The 20,278-nt window shown below is 42.8% G+C and carries 17 protein-coding genes and 1 pseudogene; 10 read left to right on the top strand and 8 right to left on the bottom strand.

The window, feature by feature from the left end:
• Nucleotides 1-181 precede the first annotated feature (181 nt).
• From guaB to recJ, 4 genes are all read left to right on the top strand, one after another.
• Entirely contained in the window at nucleotides 182-1,648 is a 1,467-nt protein-coding gene (gene guaB, locus GBI16_RS00135; protein ID WP_151706296.1) for an IMP dehydrogenase, read from the top strand.
• Between the two features lie 123 nt (nucleotides 1,649-1,771).
• Nucleotides 1,772-3,103: a phosphoglucosamine mutase gene (gene glmM, locus GBI16_RS00130; protein WP_086210252.1), complete on the top strand. Its 1,332-nt coding sequence runs from the start codon at nucleotides 1,772-1,774 to the stop codon at nucleotides 3,101-3,103.
• Between the two features lie 14 nt (nucleotides 3,104-3,117).
• Nucleotides 3,118-3,774: a pyridoxamine 5'-phosphate oxidase gene (gene pdxH, locus GBI16_RS00125; RefSeq protein WP_119063302.1), complete on the top strand. Its 657-nt coding sequence runs from the start codon at nucleotides 3,118-3,120 to the stop codon at nucleotides 3,772-3,774.
• Entirely contained in the window at nucleotides 3,775-5,481 is a 1,707-nt protein-coding gene (recJ, locus tag GBI16_RS00120; protein ID WP_151706295.1) for a single-stranded-DNA-specific exonuclease RecJ, read from the top strand.
• 45 nt (nucleotides 5,482-5,526) lie between these two features.
• Here recJ and GBI16_RS00115 read toward each other — a convergent pair whose 3' ends face one another.
• Nucleotides 5,527-6,282, bottom strand: coding sequence for a putative porin (locus tag GBI16_RS00115; RefSeq protein WP_086210249.1), 756 nt, complete (start codon nucleotides 6,280-6,282; stop codon nucleotides 5,527-5,529).
• A gap of 169 nt (nucleotides 6,283-6,451) precedes the next feature.
• Nucleotides 6,452-7,228, bottom strand: a complete 777-nt coding sequence (locus GBI16_RS00110; protein WP_086209161.1) for a putative porin — start codon at nucleotides 7,226-7,228, stop codon at nucleotides 6,452-6,454.
• Between the two features lie 478 nt (nucleotides 7,229-7,706).
• Between GBI16_RS00110 and prfB the strand changes: the two genes are divergently transcribed.
• The 5 genes from prfB (at nucleotide 7,707) to GBI16_RS00085 (ending at nucleotide 12,655) form a co-directional block, all read left to right on the top strand.
• Nucleotides 7,707-8,802 (top strand): peptide chain release factor 2 gene (prfB, locus tag GBI16_RS00105; protein WP_110974628.1). Its coding sequence is split into 2 segments (ribosomal slippage): nucleotides 7,707-7,778 and nucleotides 7,780-8,802, totalling 1,095 coding nucleotides; the frame shifts between segments, so codons are not numbered across the junction.
• 141 nt (nucleotides 8,803-8,943) lie between these two features.
• Nucleotides 8,944-9,243: a helix-turn-helix transcriptional regulator gene (locus GBI16_RS00100; protein ID WP_086209159.1), complete on the top strand. Its 300-nt coding sequence runs from the start codon at nucleotides 8,944-8,946 to the stop codon at nucleotides 9,241-9,243.
• Nucleotides 9,244-9,270: 27 nt separating this feature from the next.
• Nucleotides 9,271-10,350 carry an alkene reductase gene (locus GBI16_RS00095; RefSeq protein ID WP_151706294.1) on the top strand — a complete coding sequence of 360 codons (1,080 nt, stop codon included), beginning with the start codon at nucleotides 9,271-9,273 and terminating at the stop codon, nucleotides 10,348-10,350.
• 99 nt (nucleotides 10,351-10,449) lie between these two features.
• Entirely contained in the window at nucleotides 10,450-11,730 is a 1,281-nt protein-coding gene (locus GBI16_RS00090; protein ID WP_119063298.1) for a 3-deoxy-D-manno-octulosonic acid transferase, read from the top strand.
• Nucleotides 11,731-11,944: 214 nt separating this feature from the next.
• Nucleotides 11,945-12,655, top strand: coding sequence for a 16S rRNA (uracil(1498)-N(3))-methyltransferase (locus GBI16_RS00085; RefSeq protein WP_151706293.1), 711 nt, complete (start codon nucleotides 11,945-11,947; stop codon nucleotides 12,653-12,655).
• On the opposite strand, the gene GBI16_RS00080 is transcribed toward GBI16_RS00085, so the two are convergent.
• A complete protein-coding gene (locus GBI16_RS00080) occupies nucleotides 12,641-13,612 on the bottom strand; it encodes a mechanosensitive ion channel family protein (protein ID WP_086209156.1) in 972 nt (323 codons plus the stop codon). The genes GBI16_RS00085 and GBI16_RS00080 overlap by 15 nt on opposite strands.
• 446 nt (nucleotides 13,613-14,058) lie before the next feature.
• Between GBI16_RS00080 and acs the strand changes: the two genes are divergently transcribed.
• A complete protein-coding gene (gene acs, locus GBI16_RS00075) occupies nucleotides 14,059-16,002 on the top strand; it encodes an acetate--CoA ligase (RefSeq protein ID WP_151706292.1) in 1,944 nt (647 codons plus the stop codon).
• 123 nt (nucleotides 16,003-16,125) lie between these two features.
• Here the strand turns inward: acs and GBI16_RS00070 are convergent, their stop codons facing one another.
• From GBI16_RS00070 to msuE, 5 genes and pseudogenes are all read right to left on the bottom strand, one after another.
• Nucleotides 16,126-16,740, bottom strand: a complete 615-nt coding sequence (locus GBI16_RS00070) for a riboflavin synthase subunit alpha (protein WP_151706291.1) — start codon at nucleotides 16,738-16,740, stop codon at nucleotides 16,126-16,128.
• Between the two features lie 61 nt (nucleotides 16,741-16,801).
• On the bottom strand, nucleotides 16,802-17,635 hold the full coding sequence (locus tag GBI16_RS00065) for an SDR family oxidoreductase (RefSeq protein ID WP_151706290.1): 834 nt from the start codon (nucleotides 17,633-17,635) through the stop codon (nucleotides 16,802-16,804).
• Nucleotides 17,632-18,041 (bottom strand): annotated as a pseudogene (locus GBI16_RS00060) (DoxX-like family protein). Before GBI16_RS00060 ends, GBI16_RS00065 begins: the two are co-directional and overlap by 4 nt.
• Nucleotides 18,042-18,169: 128 nt before the next feature.
• A complete protein-coding gene (gene sfnG, locus GBI16_RS00055; protein ID WP_151706289.1) occupies nucleotides 18,170-19,276 on the bottom strand; it encodes a dimethylsulfone monooxygenase SfnG in 1,107 nt (368 codons plus the stop codon).
• Between the two features lie 27 nt (nucleotides 19,277-19,303).
• Nucleotides 19,304-20,032, bottom strand: a complete 729-nt coding sequence (msuE, locus tag GBI16_RS00050) for an FMN reductase (RefSeq protein WP_086209150.1) — start codon at nucleotides 20,030-20,032, stop codon at nucleotides 19,304-19,306.
• Nucleotides 20,033-20,278 lie beyond the last annotated feature (246 nt).

Genomic DNA, 20,278 nt, shown 5'->3' with positions numbered 1-20,278 from the left:
TGACCTAAATCCTTTGCAAAATAAGAAATAAAAAAAATAAGCGTGAAAATGATAGCTCAAAAATAAAATACGTGTTTTATCATATTCTTTTCTAAGACAAAAAAATAATTTTTGCAATTGCAATGAAATTTAAGGCTATTTTTGTTTATAATAGCGCACGGAAATTACCAGTGAGACTGTTATGTTGACCATCGTTCAAGACGCGTTAACTTTTGATGATGTCCTATTACTCCCTGCCTACTCTACTGTTCTCCCAAAAGATGTCTCTTTAAAGACACGATTCACGCGCGGCATTAATTTAAATATCCCACTTGTGTCAGCAGCAATGGATACGGTGACTGAATCGCGTATGGCGATTGCGATGGCGCAAAACGGTGGTATTGGTATTTTACACAAGAACATGGATATTGCTGCACAAGCTGCAGAAGTCCGTCGTGTGAAAAAATTTGAAGCAGGAATGGTGAAAGATCCAATCACTGTAACACCTGAAACCACAGTGCGTGAATTGATCTCGATTACTCAAGCCAACAATATCAGCGGTGTACCTGTTGTGAAGGATGGCAAAGTAGTTGGTATCGTGACTGGTCGTGATACACGCTTTGAAACGAACCTTGAGCAACCTGTAAGCAATATCATGACAGGCCAAGATCGTTTGGTGACAGTGCGTGAAGGTGAATCGAAAGAAAATATTCAAGCATTATTGCAAAAGCATCGTATTGAAAAAGTTTTGGTTGTGGGTGAACACAACGAACTTAAAGGCTTAATTACGGTCACTGATTTCCGTAAAGCGGAAAGCTATCCAAACAGCTGTAAAGATGACCTCGGCCGTTTACGTGTGGGTGCTGCAGTTGGTACAGGTGCAGAAACACCAAGCCGTGTTGAAGCACTGGTTGAGGCGGGTGTGGATGCGATTGTCGTGGATACTGCACATGGTCATTCTGCGGGTGTAATCGAGCGTGTACGTTGGGTAAAAGCGAATTACCCACAAGTCCAAGTGATTGGCGGTAACATTGCCACTGGCGATGCCGCTTTGGCTTTATTGGATGCAGGTGCTGACGCAGTTAAAGTCGGTATTGGCCCAGGTTCAATCTGTACCACTCGTATTGTGGCTGGTATTGGTATGCCGCAGATTTCTGCGATTGATAGCGTTGCCAATGCATTGAAAGACCAAATTCCATTGATTGCAGATGGTGGTATCCGCTTCTCTGGCGATATGGCAAAAGCGATTGGCGCTGGTGCGAGCACGATTATGGTCGGCTCACTCCTTGCAGGAACTGAAGAAGCGCCAGGTGAAGTTGAATTCTTCCAAGGTCGTTACTATAAATCCTATCGTGGTATGGGTTCATTGGGCGCGATGGCAGGGGCAACAGGTTCTGCGGATCGCTATTTCCAAGACTCTAAAGCAGGTGCGGAAAAGTTAGTTCCAGAAGGGATCGAAGGTCGTGTGCCATACAAAGGCCCGATGGGTAACATCGTACACCAAATGATGGGCGGTTTACGTTCTTCTATGGGCTATACGGGTTCATCTGTGATTGAAGATCTTCGTCAAAATGCGAAGTTTGTGAAAATTACATCTGCGGGCATGTCTGAGTCACATGTCCATGATGTGACAATTACCAAAGAAGCACCGAACTACCGCGTTGGCTAATTCAGCTATACCAATTGTTTAATGTAAAAGCCGTCATAAAAATGACGGCTTTTTCGTTTTGGTGTAAAGTATTTCACAATGAAAAAGGATGATGCAAATCACCCATTAAGAAGTGAGACATACATGAGTTATTTTGGTACTGACGGTATTCGTGGAAAATTTGGCGTTCTCCCTATTACTCCTGAATTTGCGCTGAAGTTAGGATTTGCCGCAGGTAAAGTGATTAAGCGTCATAGTAAAAAAGCTAAACCGGTGGTGGTCATGGGAAAAGACCCGCGTTTATCTGGTTATATTTTGGAATCTGCACTTCAATCGGGTCTTAATGCTGCGGGTGTGTATGTACATTTATTGGGGCCTCTACCAACCCCTGCTATTGCTCATTTGACTCGTGCCCTACATGCAAATTTAGGGATTGTCATTTCTGCTTCGCATAATCCATATTTTGATAATGGGATTAAGTTTTTTTCAAGTGAAGGGAAGAAACTCCCAGATACGCTACAAGAAGAAATCAACCTTGAATTAGAAAATGATATTTTCATTGAAGATACTGAAAACCTAGGTAAAAGTGTTCGCGTTGATGATGCACAAGGTCGTTATATTGAATTTTGTAAATCGTCCTTTCCATACCACTACGATTTAAATGACTTAACGATTGTGGTGGATTGTGCCAATGGGGCTGCCTATCATGTAGGGCCAGCAGTTTTTCGTGAATTGGGTGCGAAAGTCATTGCTATTCACAATGAACCAAATGGTTTAAATATCAATAAGGGTTGTGGTTCGACCCATCCAGAAAGCTTACAAAAAGCTGTCGTTGAGCATAAAGCTGATTTGGGTATTGCATTTGATGGTGATGCAGATCGGGTTATTTTGGTGGATAAAACAGGCAAGTTGATTGATGGAGATCATGTCCTCTATATCCTCGCAACGCAAACGCAGAAAAAGCCAGCAGGAATTGTGGGTACTCTGATGTCGAATATGGCCTTAGAGCTTGCCTTAGAAAAAGCAGGTGTTGAATTATTACGTGCCAAAGTGGGAGATCGTTATGTCCTACAAGGTCTAGAGGAAAAAGGTTGGGTTATTGGTGGTGAGCCATCTGGACATATTTTAACACTAGATAAAAGTACGACAGGCGATGCCATCATTGCCGCGTTGCAAGTGTTGACGGTGATGGTTGAGCAGAAGAAAGCCCTGCATGAACTGGTTGCTGAATTTAAACTTCTACCGAATGTGTTGGTGAATGTCCGTTTAGAGGCGATGTTTGATCCTTATGCAGTGCCTGCTTTGGTGGCTGAATTTGATAAAGCAGAGCAACAACTCAAAGGTCGTGGTCGTTTGTTGATCCGCAAGTCAGGGACTGAACCTGTGATTCGTGTCATGGTGGAAGGGGATGATTTGGATGAAGTTAGTACTTTAGCTCATACATTGGCTGATGCCGTACGTGCGAATGCAGCTTAGTAAGGAGTTGAAAAATGACTGATTTAATTAAAGATCTCAGCGAACTTCGTTTAAGTTACCAAAAAGGTGAGTTGTACGAAGCACGAGTAGAAACCCATCCACATGCCCAGTTTTTACTTTGGTTCAACCATGCACTAGAAGCACAATTGCATGAGCCTTATGCGATGTCGCTGGCAACAGCGAGTGGGCAGGGTCGTCCACATGTGCGGACTGTTCTCTTACGAGGTGCAACCGAAGCTGGATATGATTTTTATACCAATTATGATAGCCAAAAAGGCAATGATTTGGCTGAAAATCCGTATGCAGAGTTACTGTTCTATTGGCAGGAGCAGGAGCGTCAAATTCGCATTGGGGGTAAAGTGGTCAAAATTTCTGAAGCGGAATCGACAGACTACTATCATAAGCGTCCACGAGATAGCCAAATTGCGGCACATATCAGTACACCCCAAAGTGGCGTAATTGAAAGTCGTGAGGTATTGCAACAACGTTTTGAGCAATTGCAAAGCCAAGTTGAAGGTAAATCGGAACTGAATAAACCACTATTTTGGGGTGGCTACCGTCTTGAGCCAGACTACTATGAATTTTGGCAGGGGCGCCCGAACCGTTTGCATGACCGCTTAAGTTATGAAAAACAGCACGATGTTTGGGTGTTGAAGCGTTTGATGCCATAAATGTCATCCATTCAAATTAAGCAAAGACCCTTCATTAGCCGTCCTGAATTATTTCAGGATGTTCCTGCGTTTATTGCAGAAATTTTAGCTCGTCGTGGTGTAGCGTCAGCACAAGAACTGGAATTAAAGCTTAAGCATCTACTAGCACCTAATATGAAAGGCTTAAACGAAGCTATTCAGTTGATAGATGCTGCAATGGATCAGCATCATAAAATCGTCATTGTCGGCGATTATGATGCAGATGGTGCAACCAGTACGGCTTTGATGGTCTTGGCTTTGCGTGAGATGGGGGCACAGGTAGAGTATCTGGTTCCAGACCGCTTTAAATATGGTTATGGCTTAACCCCAGCGATTGCAGATTTGGCATTTACCACCTTTACACCTGATTTATTGATTACGGTTGATAATGGTATTTCCAGCCATGACGGTGTGAAACAAGCGCAAGATCATGGTATGCAAGTGATTATTACCGATCATCACTTGACCACTAAACCCACACCGAATGCTGAAGCGGTAGTCAATCCAAACCAGTTGGGCTGTGGTTTTCCAAGTAAAGCTTTGGCTGGTGTGGGGGTTGCCTTTTATGTTTTAGCCAACTTATCGAGCTATCGTAAAAAACTCAATAAGTCTTCGGCCGTCATGAGTCAATATCTGGATTTGGTGGCCTTGGGAACTTATGCCGATGTTGCCAGTCTTGATTACAATAATCGTATTTTGGTCGATGTCGGGCTGAAGAGAATTCAGCAGCATTTATGTCGTCCCGGCATCAGTGCATTACTCGAGATTGCAGGGCGAGAGGCTACAACTTTAAAAGCGCAAGATTTGGGATTTGTACTGGGACCACGTATTAATGCGGCAGGTCGTATGGAAACCATGGATATCGGGATTGAATGTCTATTGGCACAGGACTTTGCTACTGCTTATCCATTGGCGGAGCAACTGAATCAGTTGAATGTGGAGCGTCGTCAGGTTGAAGCGACGATGAAGCAGGAGGCTTTAACAGCCTTAGATCAGATTCAACTGGATGATACGGCTTTACCTGCGGCCTTACTGATGTTCGAGCCACATTGGCATCAGGGGGTGATAGGCATTGTTGCGGGGCGCTTAAAAGAACAGTTTCACCGTCCAAGTATTGTGTTTGCAGCAGATGAAGACGGGATACATATCAAAGGTTCAGCGCGCTCGATAGAAGGGATTCATATTCGAGATGCCATTGAGTGTGTTGCTGAGCAATATCCATATTTGGTCAGCCACTTTGGTGGTCATGCAGCAGCAGCAGGATTAACCATTCAAAAAAGCCATTTTGAAGAGTTTAAACAGGCTTTTGAAGCACTGATGGCAGCTCAGGATGAACGTTTATTTACAGCCATTTTATGGACTGATGGTGAGCTCCCTGCGCAAAATATTCAGGTTGAGACGGTCAATATTTTGCAACAACTCAGCCCATGGGGGCAAAAGTTTCCAGCCCCGATTTTTGAAGGAAATTTTCAGATTTTAGATTTCCGTTGGTTGAAAGAAGTGCATTTAAAATTACGCCTTGCTTTAGATAATGGTCAGGTGGTTGATGCTATTGCTTTTAATGCAGCGGACAAGTACCAGTTTAATGAGATGAATCATCAAGTTCGTTTGGTCTATGAGTTGGATAAAAATGAATTTCGTGGCAATGTCAGTGTACAACTTCGCATTTTGCATTTAGAACAACATTAAAAAACCGCTCTATAGAGCGGTTTTTTAAATACATTTTTGTTTCAATTAGAAGCGGTAAGCACCACGTAAACCGAATATATTGCCTTCATCAGCAAAGTCAACTGAACCTTCTAGGCTAACCTGTTGTGTGAAGAATTTTTTCGCACGAATGGTAAATACGTCAGCATCTTCTTCGTCTGTATCAGAAAAACCGAGACCAACGCTCAAGGTTTTATCTAAATATAAGTCAGCAGCTAAGTTATAAGCATCAATATCGCCAAAAGATGCACCACCTTCAAAATTCATGTCGTAGGTGCCGACTTGGGTGACATATTTTGCACGTAAGGTTGGGTCTACATCGTCGCCATAATCATTATCATATCCGAATAAACCGACTGCAACCAATAGGCCTGGAACGGGAAGGTAGCCAAGCTCAGCAGAATAAATTGTTGTATCTAGATCTTCAACATCATCCATTTCATGTTTGGTTTGTCCAATATTCCCGTTGATATAAAAATCTGAGTTTGGCACAAAATATTCGAGTCCAACATTAAAAGCAGTGACTTCATAGATATCATAGTCAATATAAGAAACTGCGCCATTGAGATTACTGGAGCGGTTTAAAAAAGCAGCTTCATTCAGCGGATTGTTTTTGACTTGAACAGGGTTGAAGTAGTAGATGCCATCTACACCAAAACCTGTTGCAGTATCCCCATGATCAGGATCAACGACAGCAATGGTGCCACCAATTTCACCTTGGTAAGCATGTGCAGTCCCGAAGCTCGCAATCAGTGCTGTAGTAAGCGCAAGTTTTTTAAGCATTTTAGAGATTCTCTCTTTGTTATAAGAATAATGACTGTTCTATGACAGTTGTAACGCAGTGTACAAAAAAGTAGCAGAGAGTCAATCTTTATTTATAACAATGCTTTATAGAAATGAAAAAAGCCCATTCGAGAATGGGCTTTTGTTTTCAAACCTTAATTGAGTGGTTTTAGAAGCGGTATTTCGCAGCTACACCGAATTTGTTGTAGTCGTTGTTGCCGACTTCACCAAAACCAACACGGCCTTCAAGGCTGACTTGTGGAGTGAAGAATTTACGAGCATTGATACCGAATTCATTGGTATCAGTGAGATCATTGCTGTAATAGTCAGCCCCTAAGCTTAAAGTTTTGTCGATGAAATAATCGCCTTTAAGGTTATATTCATCAAGGTCTCCGAAAGCGGCACCTGCTTCTAAGTTTATGTCTTTACCATTACTGAGTGTTGTGACATATTTGGCACGTAAAGTTGGGTCTACGCCATCGTCATAATCGTTATCATAACCCTTTAGACCCGCAGCGATTAATAAACCTGGAGCAGGTAAATAACCGACTTCAGCACTATAAACTGTAGTATCAAAGTCACCGCCATTATCAAAAGAATAATCATCACGTCCAACTTTACCACCGAGGTAGAAGTCTGAGTTCGGAATGAAGAATTCTGCACCAATGCCATATTGCTGACGTTCATCATCACCAACTTCATCGTATTGGTATTTGGCATTTACATTACTGGCACGATCTAAGAATGCTGCTTCTGCAAGTGGCGCATTACGAGTTTGTACGGGGTTAAAGTAGTATGTACCATCCACACCAAAAGAGCCGCTTGAACTACCATTGTCTGGATCAATTAGGCCAGCAGAAGCACCGACTTCTGCTTGGTAGGCATGCGCAGTACCTGTGATTGCCAAAGCTGAAAGAAGTGCTGAAGCAATTGCTAATTTTTTCATGGAATGTACCCCTCGAAAGTGGACCGATATTTAAATTTTTTGTTACAACTTTAGTCTAGGTCAAAATAAAAAAGCGTCAACCAATGGAAAGTTAATGCTCTGTATCCATGGTTACATCATGTAATTTTTCATATTTAAATAATTGATAATAAATTATATTTTTATAATGTTTTGTTTTATTAAAATTGTGTAGATTCTGTGGATCTCATAATTTTTGTCCATATTTTATACAATTTTAGGTCAAAATGTTTAGCCCATTTGTCTGCTGAGAAATGCTCTCAGATTTGTTTTATGTGGTTGCTGAAGCATATAGAGATTTGCTTGCTCATTGAAGTAATCACTTTCTTGACTGAAGGTTAACTTTCCATCTTATGAAGATGAGCCAGTTGTGTCGGGTTTGAGATGAATAATCACAGCCACTGAGTGTGCTATAATCAGCGACTATTTTTTCGCTTTATATTGATTGAGAGTAATTCACGTGGAAATTAATCCGTATCTAAACCAATTAAAAGACTTAAACGACCGTGGTCTCACATTACGGGGGTATCTTTGACTACGATCTGAAAAAAGAGCGTTTAGAAGAGGTTCTCCGTGAATTAGAAGATCCAGCGATTTGGAATGATCAAAGCCGTGCGCAAGCGATGGCCAAAGAAAAAGGCGAACTTGAAAACGTCTTAAACGTGTTAGATGGTTTGGCAACACAGCTTGAAGACGCAGAAGCGATGCTCGATTTGGCAGTCGAGGCCGATGATGAGAGTCTGCTGGCTGATGTTCAGGCTGAATTGAATTCTGCAGAAGAAGAATTAGCGAAGCTTGAATTCCGCCGTATGTTCAGCAACCCAATGGACCCGAACCCATGTTATGTGGAAATTCAAGCAGGTTCAGGGGGTACAGAAGCGCAAGACTGGGCTTCAATGTTACTGCGTATGTACATGCGTTGGATTGAACGTCATGGTTTTAAAGCTGAATTGATGGAAGAGTCAGACGGTGATGTCGCCGGGATTAAGTCAGCAACGATTCGTGTGGAAGGTGAATATGCTTATGGTTGGTTGCGTACTGAATCGGGCGTGCATCGTTTAGTTCGAAAATCGCCATTTGACTCAGGTAACCGCCGTCATACCTCATTCTCTGCTGTCTTTGTGTCGCCAGAAGTTGATGACAATATTGAAATTGATATCAACCCATCTGACGTGCGTACAGATACTTACCGCGCTTCAGGTGCTGGTGGTCAGCACATTAACAAAACAGACTCTGCGGTACGTTTAACCCACGCACCGACAGGGATTGTGGTGGCATGTCAGAACCAACGTTCACAACATGCCAACCGTGATCATGCATGGAAACAGTTACGTGCGAAGTTGTATGAGTTGGAAATGAGCAAACGTAACGAAGCGGCTCAAGCACTTGAAGACTCGAAGTCAGATATCGGTTGGGGCAGTCAGATTCGTTCTTATGTTTTGGATGACTCACGTATTAAAGACTTACGTACTGGTGTTGAAAATTCCAATACAGGTGCAGTACTAGATGGTGACCTTGATAAGTTTATTGAAGCCAGCTTAAAACAAGGTTTGTAATTTAAATAATGAATGAAAGCAAAGCGTTAAAATTTATTTTACAATATATCTAAAAAATTCGATATTAAAATCGAAAAAATACGATATATTAGATAAAAGAAACTGAATCACGCTTTGCTGCCCATTAAACGTGTCTTGAGTATGGATATAGATTTAATTTTTAAAGCCTTGGCTAATCCGACGCGTCGTCAAATTTTGGAATGGTTAAAAAAGCCTGAACAATTTTTATCGAGCGACGAATGTGGTGACTTTAAACGGGGCGTATGTGCAGGTCATATCGAGCGGTTGGGCAATGTGTCGCAATCGACGATGTCGAACCATTTATCTGTGTTACAGCAGGCCGGTTTAATTCAAGTCGAGAAAAATGGACAGTGGTCATATTTTTCGCGCAATGAAGCGTTGATTCAGCAATATATCGAACATTTGCAACGTTCACTTTAATTGAGAAAAGTGGCGATCGAGGCGACTATGGCTGAACTGAATACTCCTTTAACTTTGGGTGATTTACACTTAAAAAACCGCGTCATTATGGCTCCATTAACGCGTAGTCGTGCAACAGCAGACCGTGTGCCCACAGCCATGATGGCAGAGTATTATGCACAGCGTGCAAGTGCAGGTTTGATTATTTCTGAAGCGACCGTGATTTCGGAAGAAGCCAATGGCTATTTGAATACACCGGGGCTATTTAATGAAGCGCAAGTTGAAGGCTGGAAACAGGTGACTCAAGCGGTACATGACAAAGCGGGCTTAATTGTTGCGCAGTTGTGGCATGTCGGTCGTGTATCGCACCCTGATTTATTGGATGGCGAAACCCCAGTTTCTGCAAGTAGCGTACAACAAAAGGGCTATGTCAGTTTATTACGTCCAAAACGTGAATATGTGGTTCCTCGTGCATTAGAGATTGCTGAAATTCAAAGCATTGTTGAGCAGTACAAGCAAGCAGCGGTTTATGCTAAAGCGGCGGGCTTTGATGGTGTGGAACTGCATGCGGCCAATGGTTATTTGATTGATCAGTTTTTACAAAGCTCAACCAATCTACGTAAAGATCAATATGGTGGCAGTGTAGAAAATCGTGCGCGTTTGTTGCTTGAAGTGGTGGATGCATTGATTGAAGTCTGGGGTGCAGGTCGTGTTGGGGTGCATCTAGCCCCACGTGGTGATGAACATGACATGGGCGATGATGATCCACGTGAAACCTTTGGTTATGCACTGGAGCAACTGGGTCAACGTCAGATTGCGTTCTTCTTTACCCGTGAATATTTGGCTGATGACAGTATCAGTACGTACCTGAAACAACGTTCGGGTGGTGTGCCATTGATTGCCAATATGCGTTTAACCCGTGAAGATGCGGTTGATCTGTTGGCATCGGGTCAAGCGGATGCAGTGTCTTGGGGTAAAGACTATATTGCCAATCCAGACCTGTATGAGCGTCTACTGCAAGATGCGCCACTGAATGAACTGAAACTGGAAAATATGATTGGAACTGATGTCGCGGCAGGCTATGTGGACTATCCGACTTTAGCTGAAATGGAAACTGCTGCGGTTTAAATTGCTTTTCCGTTAAATTCGCGACAAGATAACAGCGCAATTCATTTCATGGCATGAGTTGCGCTGTTTTATTTTTGCATTGATTTTTGGAGCACGTATTTGGCTACTCCTTTTTGGTATAACGCAGCACTTGCGCTGATCAAACCGCTGTATAAGTCTAAAATAAAAAAACGTGCAGAGAGTACAGAACAGTTTCAACAAGAATGTCTCGAACGTTTCGGGCCATTTCAACCCGTTAAAAATCGCCAAGCGATTTGGTTCCATGTGGTATCTGTGGGGGAAACCAACGCAGCGCAACCTCTCATCGAACATTACTTAAAAGCGGGTCATCCAGTCTTGGTGACCAATACCACCAAAACGGGTCAGGCACGGGCTAAATCACTCTTTTTAAAAGCACCTTATTTAGACCTGTTCCAAGCGGTATATTTACCTGCAGATCAAAAGCCCTTAGTTCGTCAGTTCTTTGCATTGTATCAGCCTAAACTCTTGGCTTTGGTGGAGACGGAACTGTGGCCAAATTTAATTGCTCAAGCGGGGCAGAGTCAGGTGCCATGTATTTTGATGAATGCTCGTCTTTCTGAAAAATCAGCCAAAGGCTATGCCAAAGTATCTAGCCTGACGCAACCAATGTTACACGGACTAGATCAGCTCTTGGCACAAGATCGTGCAACTGCGGAGCGCTTTATCCGGCTCGGTGCAGTTCAGTCAAAGACGCAGGTGGTGGGGAGTATTAAGTTTGATATTCATGCGCCTGAATCATTTGTTAAACAGGCGGCTCAGCTCAGGCAAGAATGGTCATTGGCTGGACGTAAGATCATCACTATGGCCAGTACTCATGCACCTGAAGAACAAAAATTGTTAAGTGCGTTTAAGCCATATTTGGATGCACAGCCTGAACTGTTGTGTATTGTGGTACCGCGTCATCCAGAGCGTTTTGATGAGGTCTTTAATGTCACGCAAAGTTTAAATTTAAACACCACTCGCAGAAGTACGGGACAAAGAATAGAAGCAAAAACTCAAGTCTATTTAGCCGATTCAATGGGAGAGATGTGGTTATGGTATGCCTTATCGAATACCTGTTTTGTCGGTGGCTCGCTGAATGAACCAGGGGGTGGGCATAATATTTTAGAGCCGATTGCGTTAAATGTGCCAACAGTTTTGGGCAAAAACTATTTTAATTTCCAAAGTATTGTTGATGAGTTTGTACAAGCCGATGCAGTGAAAGTTGTTGATGATGCTGAACAGGCTGCCGCAGTGTTGATGACACTGTTAGAGGATATTGAGCAAGCGAATACACTGAATCAATCTGCACAAAAGATTATGCAGTTGAATACGGGTTCTTTGAAAAAGCATATTCAAGTGATTGATGCTTATTTATAAAATTTGAGTGAGTTTGTCATTACTATAAATACTGTAGATTTTATGGATGGCTTTGCGTAAGTGGCTCCTACTTTTCAAAGATGAAAAGTAGCAAAAATCTTTTGCTGTGCTGAAGGTACATCCTGTACCTCAGCACAGCGGGCGACATCCTTGTCGCCGTTCACGATGGCATGTGCTGATTAGGCCTTCACTGTTTGGATTCTTTCTATTTATTATGAATATCGTTCTCTTAGACCCGCGCCAAACTGAATCTGAACTCTGGCCCATTAGTGCCAAGCGTCAGCTTGAACATTTACATCGTCATTTACAGCTTAAAGTCGGTGATACTTTAAAAGTGGGAATACAAAACGGAAAGCGTTATCTTACGCAAGTGGTTGATGTTTCCGAAACAGCTGTACGTATAAAACCCTTACATGAAGAGTCTGTACCTGCCAAACTACCGGTCACGTTAATTGTGGCGATGCCACGTCCTAAAGTTCTACGTCGTTTGATTATGGATGCGGTGACTTTAGGGGTTGAGAAAATCATTTTATTGCACAGTTATCGGGTCGATAAAAGTTATTGGCAAACCCCATTTTTACAACAGTTGGATCAATATGTGACTTTGGGGTTAGAGCAGGCCGGTGATACGGTTGCGCCGAAAATTGAAATTTATAAACGCTTTAAGCCTTTTGTTGAAGATCAATTGCCAAGTCTGATTTCGGCCGATTGTCCTGCCTATGTTGCACATCCCTACAGCGAGGCCAAAATGCCGAGTGCAATTCAACATCCTTGTACAATTGTGATTGGGCCTGAAGGTGGATTTATACCTTACGAAGTTGAATTACTGGTAAAAAACGGCTGCCAAGCGATGAGCTTAGGCAACCGTATTATTCGGACTGAAACCGTGATCCCTTATGTCTTAGGGCGTTTATTTGGCGGTTGAAGCATCCATTGGATAGCTGTCATTCTTCGCTACGCGAACTTCTTGAACAGGGTATGGGATAGAAATATCATGTTCAGCAAAAGCTTCCACCACATATTCTTGTACAGCACTGATTGAGCCAGATACCGTGGTTTCTGTGGTGTTAACCCACCATTGAACTTTGAGATTCACCGAAAAATCTGCAAGTGCAGCGACGTTCACACTAAAACCCGGCTGACTTAAAATAGTCGTATCTCGGTCTAAAATGCCTAAAATAATATCTTTGGCTTTTTTGATATCATCTTCATAACCAATACCGACCAAGAACTCACAGCGACGACGTGGATAGGCAGTGTTGACCGTAACAGCGCTGGTATACACAGTTGCATTTGGGATCACAATACGACGACCATCTGGGGCGCGTAAGTAAGTGGCACGAATTTGAATATCCTCAACATTGCCTTCCATACCCGAGACGATGATGTCATCACCTATTTTAAAGGGTTCACTCAATAAAATGAGAATTCCCGAAAGCAAATTTTGGAAGATATCTTTAAAAGCAAAACCAATGGCAACTGAGCCAATCCCTAAAGCACTCATCAGCTGACCGGGTGTGAAACCAGGAATTGCAATCACCATGGCAATCAGAAAACCAATAAAGATGATGGCTGAACTGCCGACACGGTTTAGGACTAGAACAAGATTCTGCTTGGTATAGGAGCGATCAGACAGTGCTTTACGAACAAACAGTTTGAACAGCTTAGAGAGTAGATAAAAAATGATAAACGTAATCAGCGCAATACAAAAATAAGGCATACGTTCCCAAAAACTATCGACAAATTTGTCAATCGTCGAATAGGCATCATTATATTTTGCAGTATGTGCGATTACGCTTTGCGTGGTTTTCGCTGTCGCGTCATGTAGCATCTCTGACGTACCTTGAGCAACCTCGCTCAAAGTATTGGTTTGTTCTGACACTGGTCTTCCAATCACTGAAAATTTGGCATATTTTGCCTGAAAATTGTGTGTATTTAATAGAGAAAAACGTATGAGATTGGCGCATTGGCTGATGACAATGCTAAATCAACCATTCTCTTCATTTTTAGCTCGGTTAAATTTTGGATTAAGGTGTGCTTAGTGCTGCTATATCGGCCATAGAACGCTTAAATGTAACAATATACTAAAAAAAGATCAGATCGCATCTATTTACAGCCTCTTGGGCTGTTCATGTTACGGATTTGACACAGGAACTCATTGAAAGATCACTATAAAATGTGTTTTAAATTGTAGAAATAATATACGACCAAAGCCGTGTTGATCTGTTTAAAAAACAATCGTCATACTGTGGTTATGCAGTCCAATAAAAAACCAATAACTGTGGCATAAGCTCTCGCGATGAGAGCCAGAATATAAGGAAGTATGATATGAAAGAAGTCTATCCTGTACCTGCTGAATTTGAAAAAACTGCACGCACCAATGAGCAAGAATATTTTGAGCGTTATCAAAAATCACTAGAACAACCTGATGAATATTGGGCTGAACAAGCTTTGAAGCTGGATTGGATCAAGCCGTTTAGTCAAGTTAAAAACACCAGTTATGATAAAGACAATTTTAAAATTGAATGGTTTGCAGATGGTCAACTGAACTTAAGCGCCAACTGTCTTGATCGACATTTAAAAGAGCATCCGTATAAACCTGCGATTATTTGGGAAGGTGACCATCCTTCACGCCATAAGATTATTTCCTATACTGAACTGTATGATGAAGTATGTCGTTTCGCCAATGTCCTGAAAAAGCATGGTGTGGTAAAAGGCGATCGTGTGGTGCTGTATATGCCGATGATTTCAGAAGCAGCCATTTCGATGTTGGCCTGTGCCCGAATCGGTGCCGTGCATTGTGTGGTGTTTGGTGGCTTTTCGCCTGACTCATTGGCGAGCCGAATTGATGACAGCCAAGCTAAAATTGTGATTACCGCAGACTCTGGAATGCGCGGGGGTAAACCGATTCCGCTGAAAGAAAATGTAGATGCGGCATTGAATCTACCCGGTACAGACTCGGTACAAAACGTGATTGTGGTACATCGGACAGGTAATCCGATCATGCTGAAAGAAGGACGTGATTTGTGGTATCACATGGAAATCATGACCGTCAACGAGATCTGTCCACCTGAACCGATGAATGCAGAAGATCCACTGTTTATTTTATATACCTCAGGTTCAACGGGTAAACCGAAAGGCGTACTGCATACCACAGGGGGTTATTTAACCTATGTGAATAGCACCTTCCGTGAAGTATTCGACTTAAAACAAGATGATGTGTTTTGGTGTACCGCCGATGTGGGCTGGATTACGGGGCACTCTTATGTGCTGTATGGACCCTTGTCGAATGGAACGACAACGGTGATGTTTGAAGGAATTCCACAATACCCAACGTGGGCACGTACAGGGCATATTGTGGATAAGCACAATGTGACAATTTTATACACGGCACCGACAGCGATCCGTGCCATGATGCGTGAAGGGGATGCCTTTGTCCGTGAGAGTGATCGTAGCAGTTTACGTTTAATTGGTTCTGTTGGAGAGCCGATCAACCCAGAAGCATGGAATTGGTATTACACCGTGGTAGGGGAAAGTCGTTGCCCAGTGGTGGATACTTGGTGGCAAACCGAAACAGGCGGGATTTTGATTTCTCCACTTCCGGGTGCGACCCCACTCAAACCCGGGTCTGCAACGCGTCCTTTGTTTGGGATTCAACCTGCTTTGGTCGATGCTGAAGGTAACGAGTTAGAAGGAGAGGCTGAAGGCAATCTGGTGATTAAGGATTCATGGCCGGGACAAATGCGAACCATTTGGGGGGACCCTGAGCGGTTTATCGAAGCGTATTTTGCAACCTATCCAGGCACATATTTCACGGGTGATGGCGCACGCCGTGATAAAGATGGTTACTACTGGATCACAGGACGGGTGGATGATGTGCTGAATGTGTCAGGGCATCGCTTGGGTACGGCTGAAGTGGAAAGTGCTTTAGTGGCACATGAGGCGGTGGCTGAGGCCGCGGTGGTAGGAATGCCGCATGATATCAAAGGGCAAGGAATTTGTTCCTTTGTCACTTTACAAGCGGGCACAGCACAAACGGAAGAACTCCGTGCAGAGCTGATTCAATGGGTGAGAAAGGTACTCGGTCCTGTGGCGACCCCTGATGCCTTACATTGGGCACCGTCTTTACCGAAAACGCGTTCAGGCAAAATTATGCGACGTATTTTAAGAAAAATTGCAGCGAACGAGTTAGATAGTTTGGGCGATACATCGACGCTGGCTGAACCACAAGTGGTCGATGTGTTGATTAAAGAAGTATATCCAAACGGCTAAAATCGGCCTAAAAATACCGTCTTAAGCAGACGGTATTTTTTATTTAAGCATAAGCAACAACAGGTCTGGATTGCGCTATAAACATGTATATAGGATGCAGTCGAATTAGATAGAAGAGCGATCTTAACGCTGATGGATATTCTCTAAAGTATCGACCATCGTCCGTGTCATTTGATCAATTTCATAATTGACCGCATCGCCGACTTGTACCGATGCCCACGTGGTTAAACGTAAGGTTTCAGGAATCAAATCAACTGAAATTTCATGGCTGTTACGATCAACACGGTTGATGGTGAGGCTACAACCATTCAGACCAATAAAGCCTTTTAAGAAAAAGTATTTGATATTGCCTTCTGGAATGTGGAGATCCACATGTAAGGTCTCGCCGTGACGGCTCAGTTGCTTGACTGTGGCTGTTCCTTCGATATGTCCATACAAGTTGTGCCCCCCATTTTCCATCCCAACTTTGGCTGAACGTTCGATATTGACCTCATTTCCTGCCTGTAAAGTCCCTAAAGTGGTCAGGCGTCGAGTCAAATCCGAGACATCAAAATGGACTTGATTGGCGGCAAGATCAATATGCGTCGCAGTTAAGCAGGTGCCGTTAATGGCTACACTTGCACCGATGAAGACATCGTGAAAAAAGTTGTGGGTATTTGAAACCACAAGGGTGCTAAAGCCATCACCTTGACGGACATCTAAGATTTTCTCTAAGCCTTGTACGATACCTGTGTACATCAGAAGTCTTCCTAATTCGGGGTTTATGTTTAATGTAAATGATCTATCACTTGATGTGGCATTATTTTGAGTGGAGGTGCGCTAGAGCTGTATCTTTGATGGGATTCCGACGCCAATAATAGGGTCGTAAAAATCGGAGCAACAGACGTAATGGCGTCATCCATACGATGCGACTATGGCGACGCTTATTCTCTAAAATGCGTTGAGCCAAATAGCGACAGACCACTTCAGGTGGATCAATAATAAAAAAGAATAGCCTTTTCATTTTGTTCCAGTGCTGCACATTGCCATTTTGCCATGAGGACACCAGTAGGTCGGTTGCTACCATTCCGGGACTGAGCGTTCCGACTTGAATATGGGTCTGTTTGGTTTCTTTAAACAGGGCTTGACTAAAGTAACCTACGGCACGTTTGGTGGTGGCATAGATCGTCATGCCTGCACTCCATTCGCCGCGAGTACCCCAACCTTCCATATTGAAAATTTGACCATAGCCTTGTGCCAGCATGCCGTTTAAGGCCACTTGTGAGCCGAACATACTGCCGAGAATATTGGTTTGAACCACTGTCTGTATGTCTGCTGCTGTGAGATCTTTAAAGTCCAGAGTCGCCGTACAACTGCCTGCATTATTAATCCAAATCTGAACAGTGCCAAATTGTTGAACAGCTTCATCCCAAAGCGTTTGTACTTCATGGATCTGCGTGACATCACACGTGACGGCATGAATCTGCGCAGTGGGAAAGCGATATCGCAACTGTTGCAAGACGCTGTGCAAATCTGTGCTATTTCGACTAGATATTACCACGGCTTGTTGTTGTTCTAAGAAGGCTTGAGCTAAACCCAAGCCGATACCTTTAGAACTGCCTGTAATGACGATGCAACCTGATTTTGAAGTCATATTGATCCTTTATTTTGTGTACTAAAGGAAGCCGTTTCCTGATTGCGAAGCATACAATAACAAATGGATAGACTGATCATGGCAAGGTTCATGACCACAGGATTAAAAGCACGAACAAGACTGTCTGGTATCAGAAAAGTGACCAATGCGAATAAAAACACTAAGCTGAAGATACTGAGGTAATGCAGATATTTACTTGAATTAAATAGGAACAATAAAGCAAAAACACACTCAAGCACACCTGAGAGCTGACTGCCAGTTGAGCCTGCGCGTAGGAAAATCCAAAAGTTTGCCAAATGGCAATTTCATCGGGATTGATAAAAAGAATTTTAGGAATTAGACCTTGATAGCCCCATAAAAAGGACAAAGAGAGATTGATGAATTTCAAGAGTGGGTTGTTGTTCATATCAAGGGGTTATTTTTTACTTTGTACGGATTATACACCAATAAAAAAACCCTCAAGCCGAGCCTTGAGGGAAGAATAGAGTCACCTATCATTATTATTTTTTTAGTTCGTGTCTGCTGCTTACCGAGCTAAGCAGATTTGGCAGTATCAACGGATTGCTGTTGAGCTTCCAACTCACGAACCAATGGCAACACTTTGGCACCGAAGTATTCAACCTCTTCGATAAAATGTAAAAAACCTGAAAGGATTAAATCCACCCCAACGGCTTTTAATTCCACAATACGTTCCGCAATTTGGCCTGGTGTACCAATCAAATTGGTTTTAAAGCCATCATTGTATTGAACTAAATCTTCAAAGGTCGATTTGGCCCAATTGCCTTCACCTTCAAGTGTTGCAGCACCCGCTTCACGGGTGGCATCGCCAAAGGCATGAACCGCTTGAATATTGGCTTTATCAATAATTTCTTGCAGAACACTTTTCGCTTCTTCCTCTGTATCTCGGGCAATGATAAAAGCATTCACCCCAATTTTGACCTGATGGCCATTCTGTTGGGCTTTTGCACGAATATCATCAATCTGCTTTTTAAGCTCATCAGGGGTATTGCCATTGGTGAAATACCAGTCTGAAACCCGCGATGCCATATCCCGTGCAGCACGAGAACTGCCGCCTTGGAAAATTTCAATGTGTGGCTTCTGCACAGGTTTGGGTGACAAGGTGTAGTCTTTGAACTGGTAGTATTTTCCATTGAAACTATAGTTGTCTTGGGTCCAAACACCTTTTAATGCACGAATAAATTCTTCCGAGCGGGCATAGCGTTGGTCATGTTCAGGCCATGCTTCACCAATGGCATCAAATTCGCCGCGGAACCAACCACTGACCACATTAATCGCAATACGTCCTTGAGTTAAATGGTCGATGGTTGCAAGCTGTTTTGCGGCAAGCACGGGTTTCCACGGGCCAGGTAAAATGGCTGCAATCACTTTGAGTTTGCTGGTTTTGGCTAAAATACCGTGACTAAAACTGACCGATTCATGTTGGTTTTCTGCGTTATAACCCGCAGTAAAACGAATCTGAGTTAGAGCATAGTCAAAGCCATTCTTTTCCGCAGTCTGCGCTAAACGGACGTTATAGTCATAGCTCCAATCTGTGCGTTGCTCAATATTACTCACCACTAAGCCACCGCTGACATTGGGAACCCAATAAGCAAACGTGATATTTTTATTCTGTTGTGACATGTGAAAACCCTCTCCATGCTTTTTGCGTTAAGCGACTTGTGGTTTGGCTTTTTTCTGATGCAAGCGAGACTCGGCTGCATCTAAATTTGGGACCGCAGCTGAAGGCAGTACATCGTCTTGTTCAATTTGCGTGTTGATACCCAAGTTCTGATTGGCTAGTTGGGTCTTTTCTTTCACCACTTCTGCACGCTGACCTTTCGCAGGTGCCCATTCTAGGATGGGTAAAGCACGAGCTACCGCAAGAGTAATCCGATCTCGTAATAATTCACTTTGGATGGTATACGCTGGGGTAAAGTCTTTGTCTGTGGCATAGACCCCAATCGGTAAAGTTTGCGCTTGGAAGAAACTGAAGAGTGGGCGAAGTTGGTGTTCAAGTACCAGTGCATGGCGTTCACTGCCACCCGATGCGGCAAGTAGTACTGGTACATCGACCAGTGCTGTTTGTTCAACAAAGTCGAAAAAATGTTTAAACAAGCCCGTAAAAGAGGCGCGGTAAACTGGTGTTCCAACAATCAATGCATCAGCAGCTTCGACCGCGGCTAAGTCATCTTGCACACGTTGTGGCAGTTGGTTGCGGTAAATTGCGCCACCAAGTAAATGTCCAATTTCACTAAACTTAATAAAATGTACATGGATTGGGGTTGCTTCACCTAGTTCATTTAAAATTTCTTGCACTAGCGCTTCAGTTTTAGACGGGGTATTTAAACCACCTGACACAGCGACAATATTGAGTGGTTTTTGCAGTAAAGTTGACATAAGAAAAGCCCTAAAATGTTGTATCTCGGAATGGGCTTATTTATCTAATATCTCGGCTTAGACTGTAAAATAAAGAAATAGCGTTAAGTTATCTGATTTTAAGATATATCTTTTTTGTGTTTCAAATGGACTCCAATTTTTTTTCAAACATTTGAAATCAAAATATATATTTAGTTTAAATAAGGTTTTTCATTATGAGTATAAAATTTATATCAAAATGTGATTAGTTATTTATATTGTGGGATT

The sequence above is a fragment of the Acinetobacter sp. TUM15064 genome, assembly GCF_008980265.1.
Classification (GTDB): Bacteria; Pseudomonadota; Gammaproteobacteria; order Pseudomonadales; family Moraxellaceae; genus Acinetobacter.
Note: the sequence above shows the minus strand (reverse complement) of the source record. Positions and strands in the feature narration are given on the sequence as shown.

Excerpts from the sequence above, each read along its gene's own strand:
- guaB (WP_151706296.1), top strand. The coding sequence starts at position 182 with ATGTTGACCATCGTTCAAGACGCGTTAACTTTTGATGATGTCCTATTA.
- glmM (WP_086210252.1), top strand. The coding sequence starts at position 1,772 with ATGAGTTATTTTGGTACTGACGGTATTCGTGGAAAATTTGGCGTTCTC.
- pdxH (WP_119063302.1), top strand. The coding sequence starts at position 3,118 with ATGACTGATTTAATTAAAGATCTCAGCGAACTTCGTTTAAGTTACCAA.
- recJ (WP_151706295.1), top strand. The coding sequence starts at position 3,775 with ATGTCATCCATTCAAATTAAGCAAAGACCCTTCATTAGCCGTCCTGAA.
- GBI16_RS00115 (WP_086210249.1), bottom strand. The coding sequence starts at position 6,282 with ATGCTTAAAAAACTTGCGCTTACTACAGCACTGATTGCGAGCTTCGGG.
- GBI16_RS00110 (WP_086209161.1), bottom strand. The coding sequence starts at position 7,228 with ATGAAAAAATTAGCAATTGCTTCAGCACTTCTTTCAGCTTTGGCAATC.
- GBI16_RS00100 (WP_086209159.1), top strand. The coding sequence starts at position 8,944 with ATGGATATAGATTTAATTTTTAAAGCCTTGGCTAATCCGACGCGTCGT.
- GBI16_RS00095 (WP_151706294.1), top strand. The coding sequence starts at position 9,271 with ATGGCTGAACTGAATACTCCTTTAACTTTGGGTGATTTACACTTAAAA.
- GBI16_RS00085 (WP_151706293.1), top strand. The coding sequence starts at position 11,945 with ATGAATATCGTTCTCTTAGACCCGCGCCAAACTGAATCTGAACTCTGG.
- acs (WP_151706292.1), top strand. The coding sequence starts at position 14,059 with ATGAAAGAAGTCTATCCTGTACCTGCTGAATTTGAAAAAACTGCACGC.
- GBI16_RS00070 (WP_151706291.1), bottom strand. The coding sequence starts at position 16,740 with ATGTACACAGGTATCGTACAAGGCTTAGAGAAAATCTTAGATGTCCGT.
- GBI16_RS00065 (WP_151706290.1), bottom strand. The coding sequence starts at position 17,635 with ATGACTTCAAAATCAGGTTGCATCGTCATTACAGGCAGTTCTAAAGGT.
- sfnG (WP_151706289.1), bottom strand. The coding sequence starts at position 19,276 with ATGTCACAACAGAATAAAAATATCACGTTTGCTTATTGGGTTCCCAAT.
- msuE (WP_086209150.1), bottom strand. The coding sequence starts at position 20,032 with ATGTCAACTTTACTGCAAAAACCACTCAATATTGTCGCTGTGTCAGGT.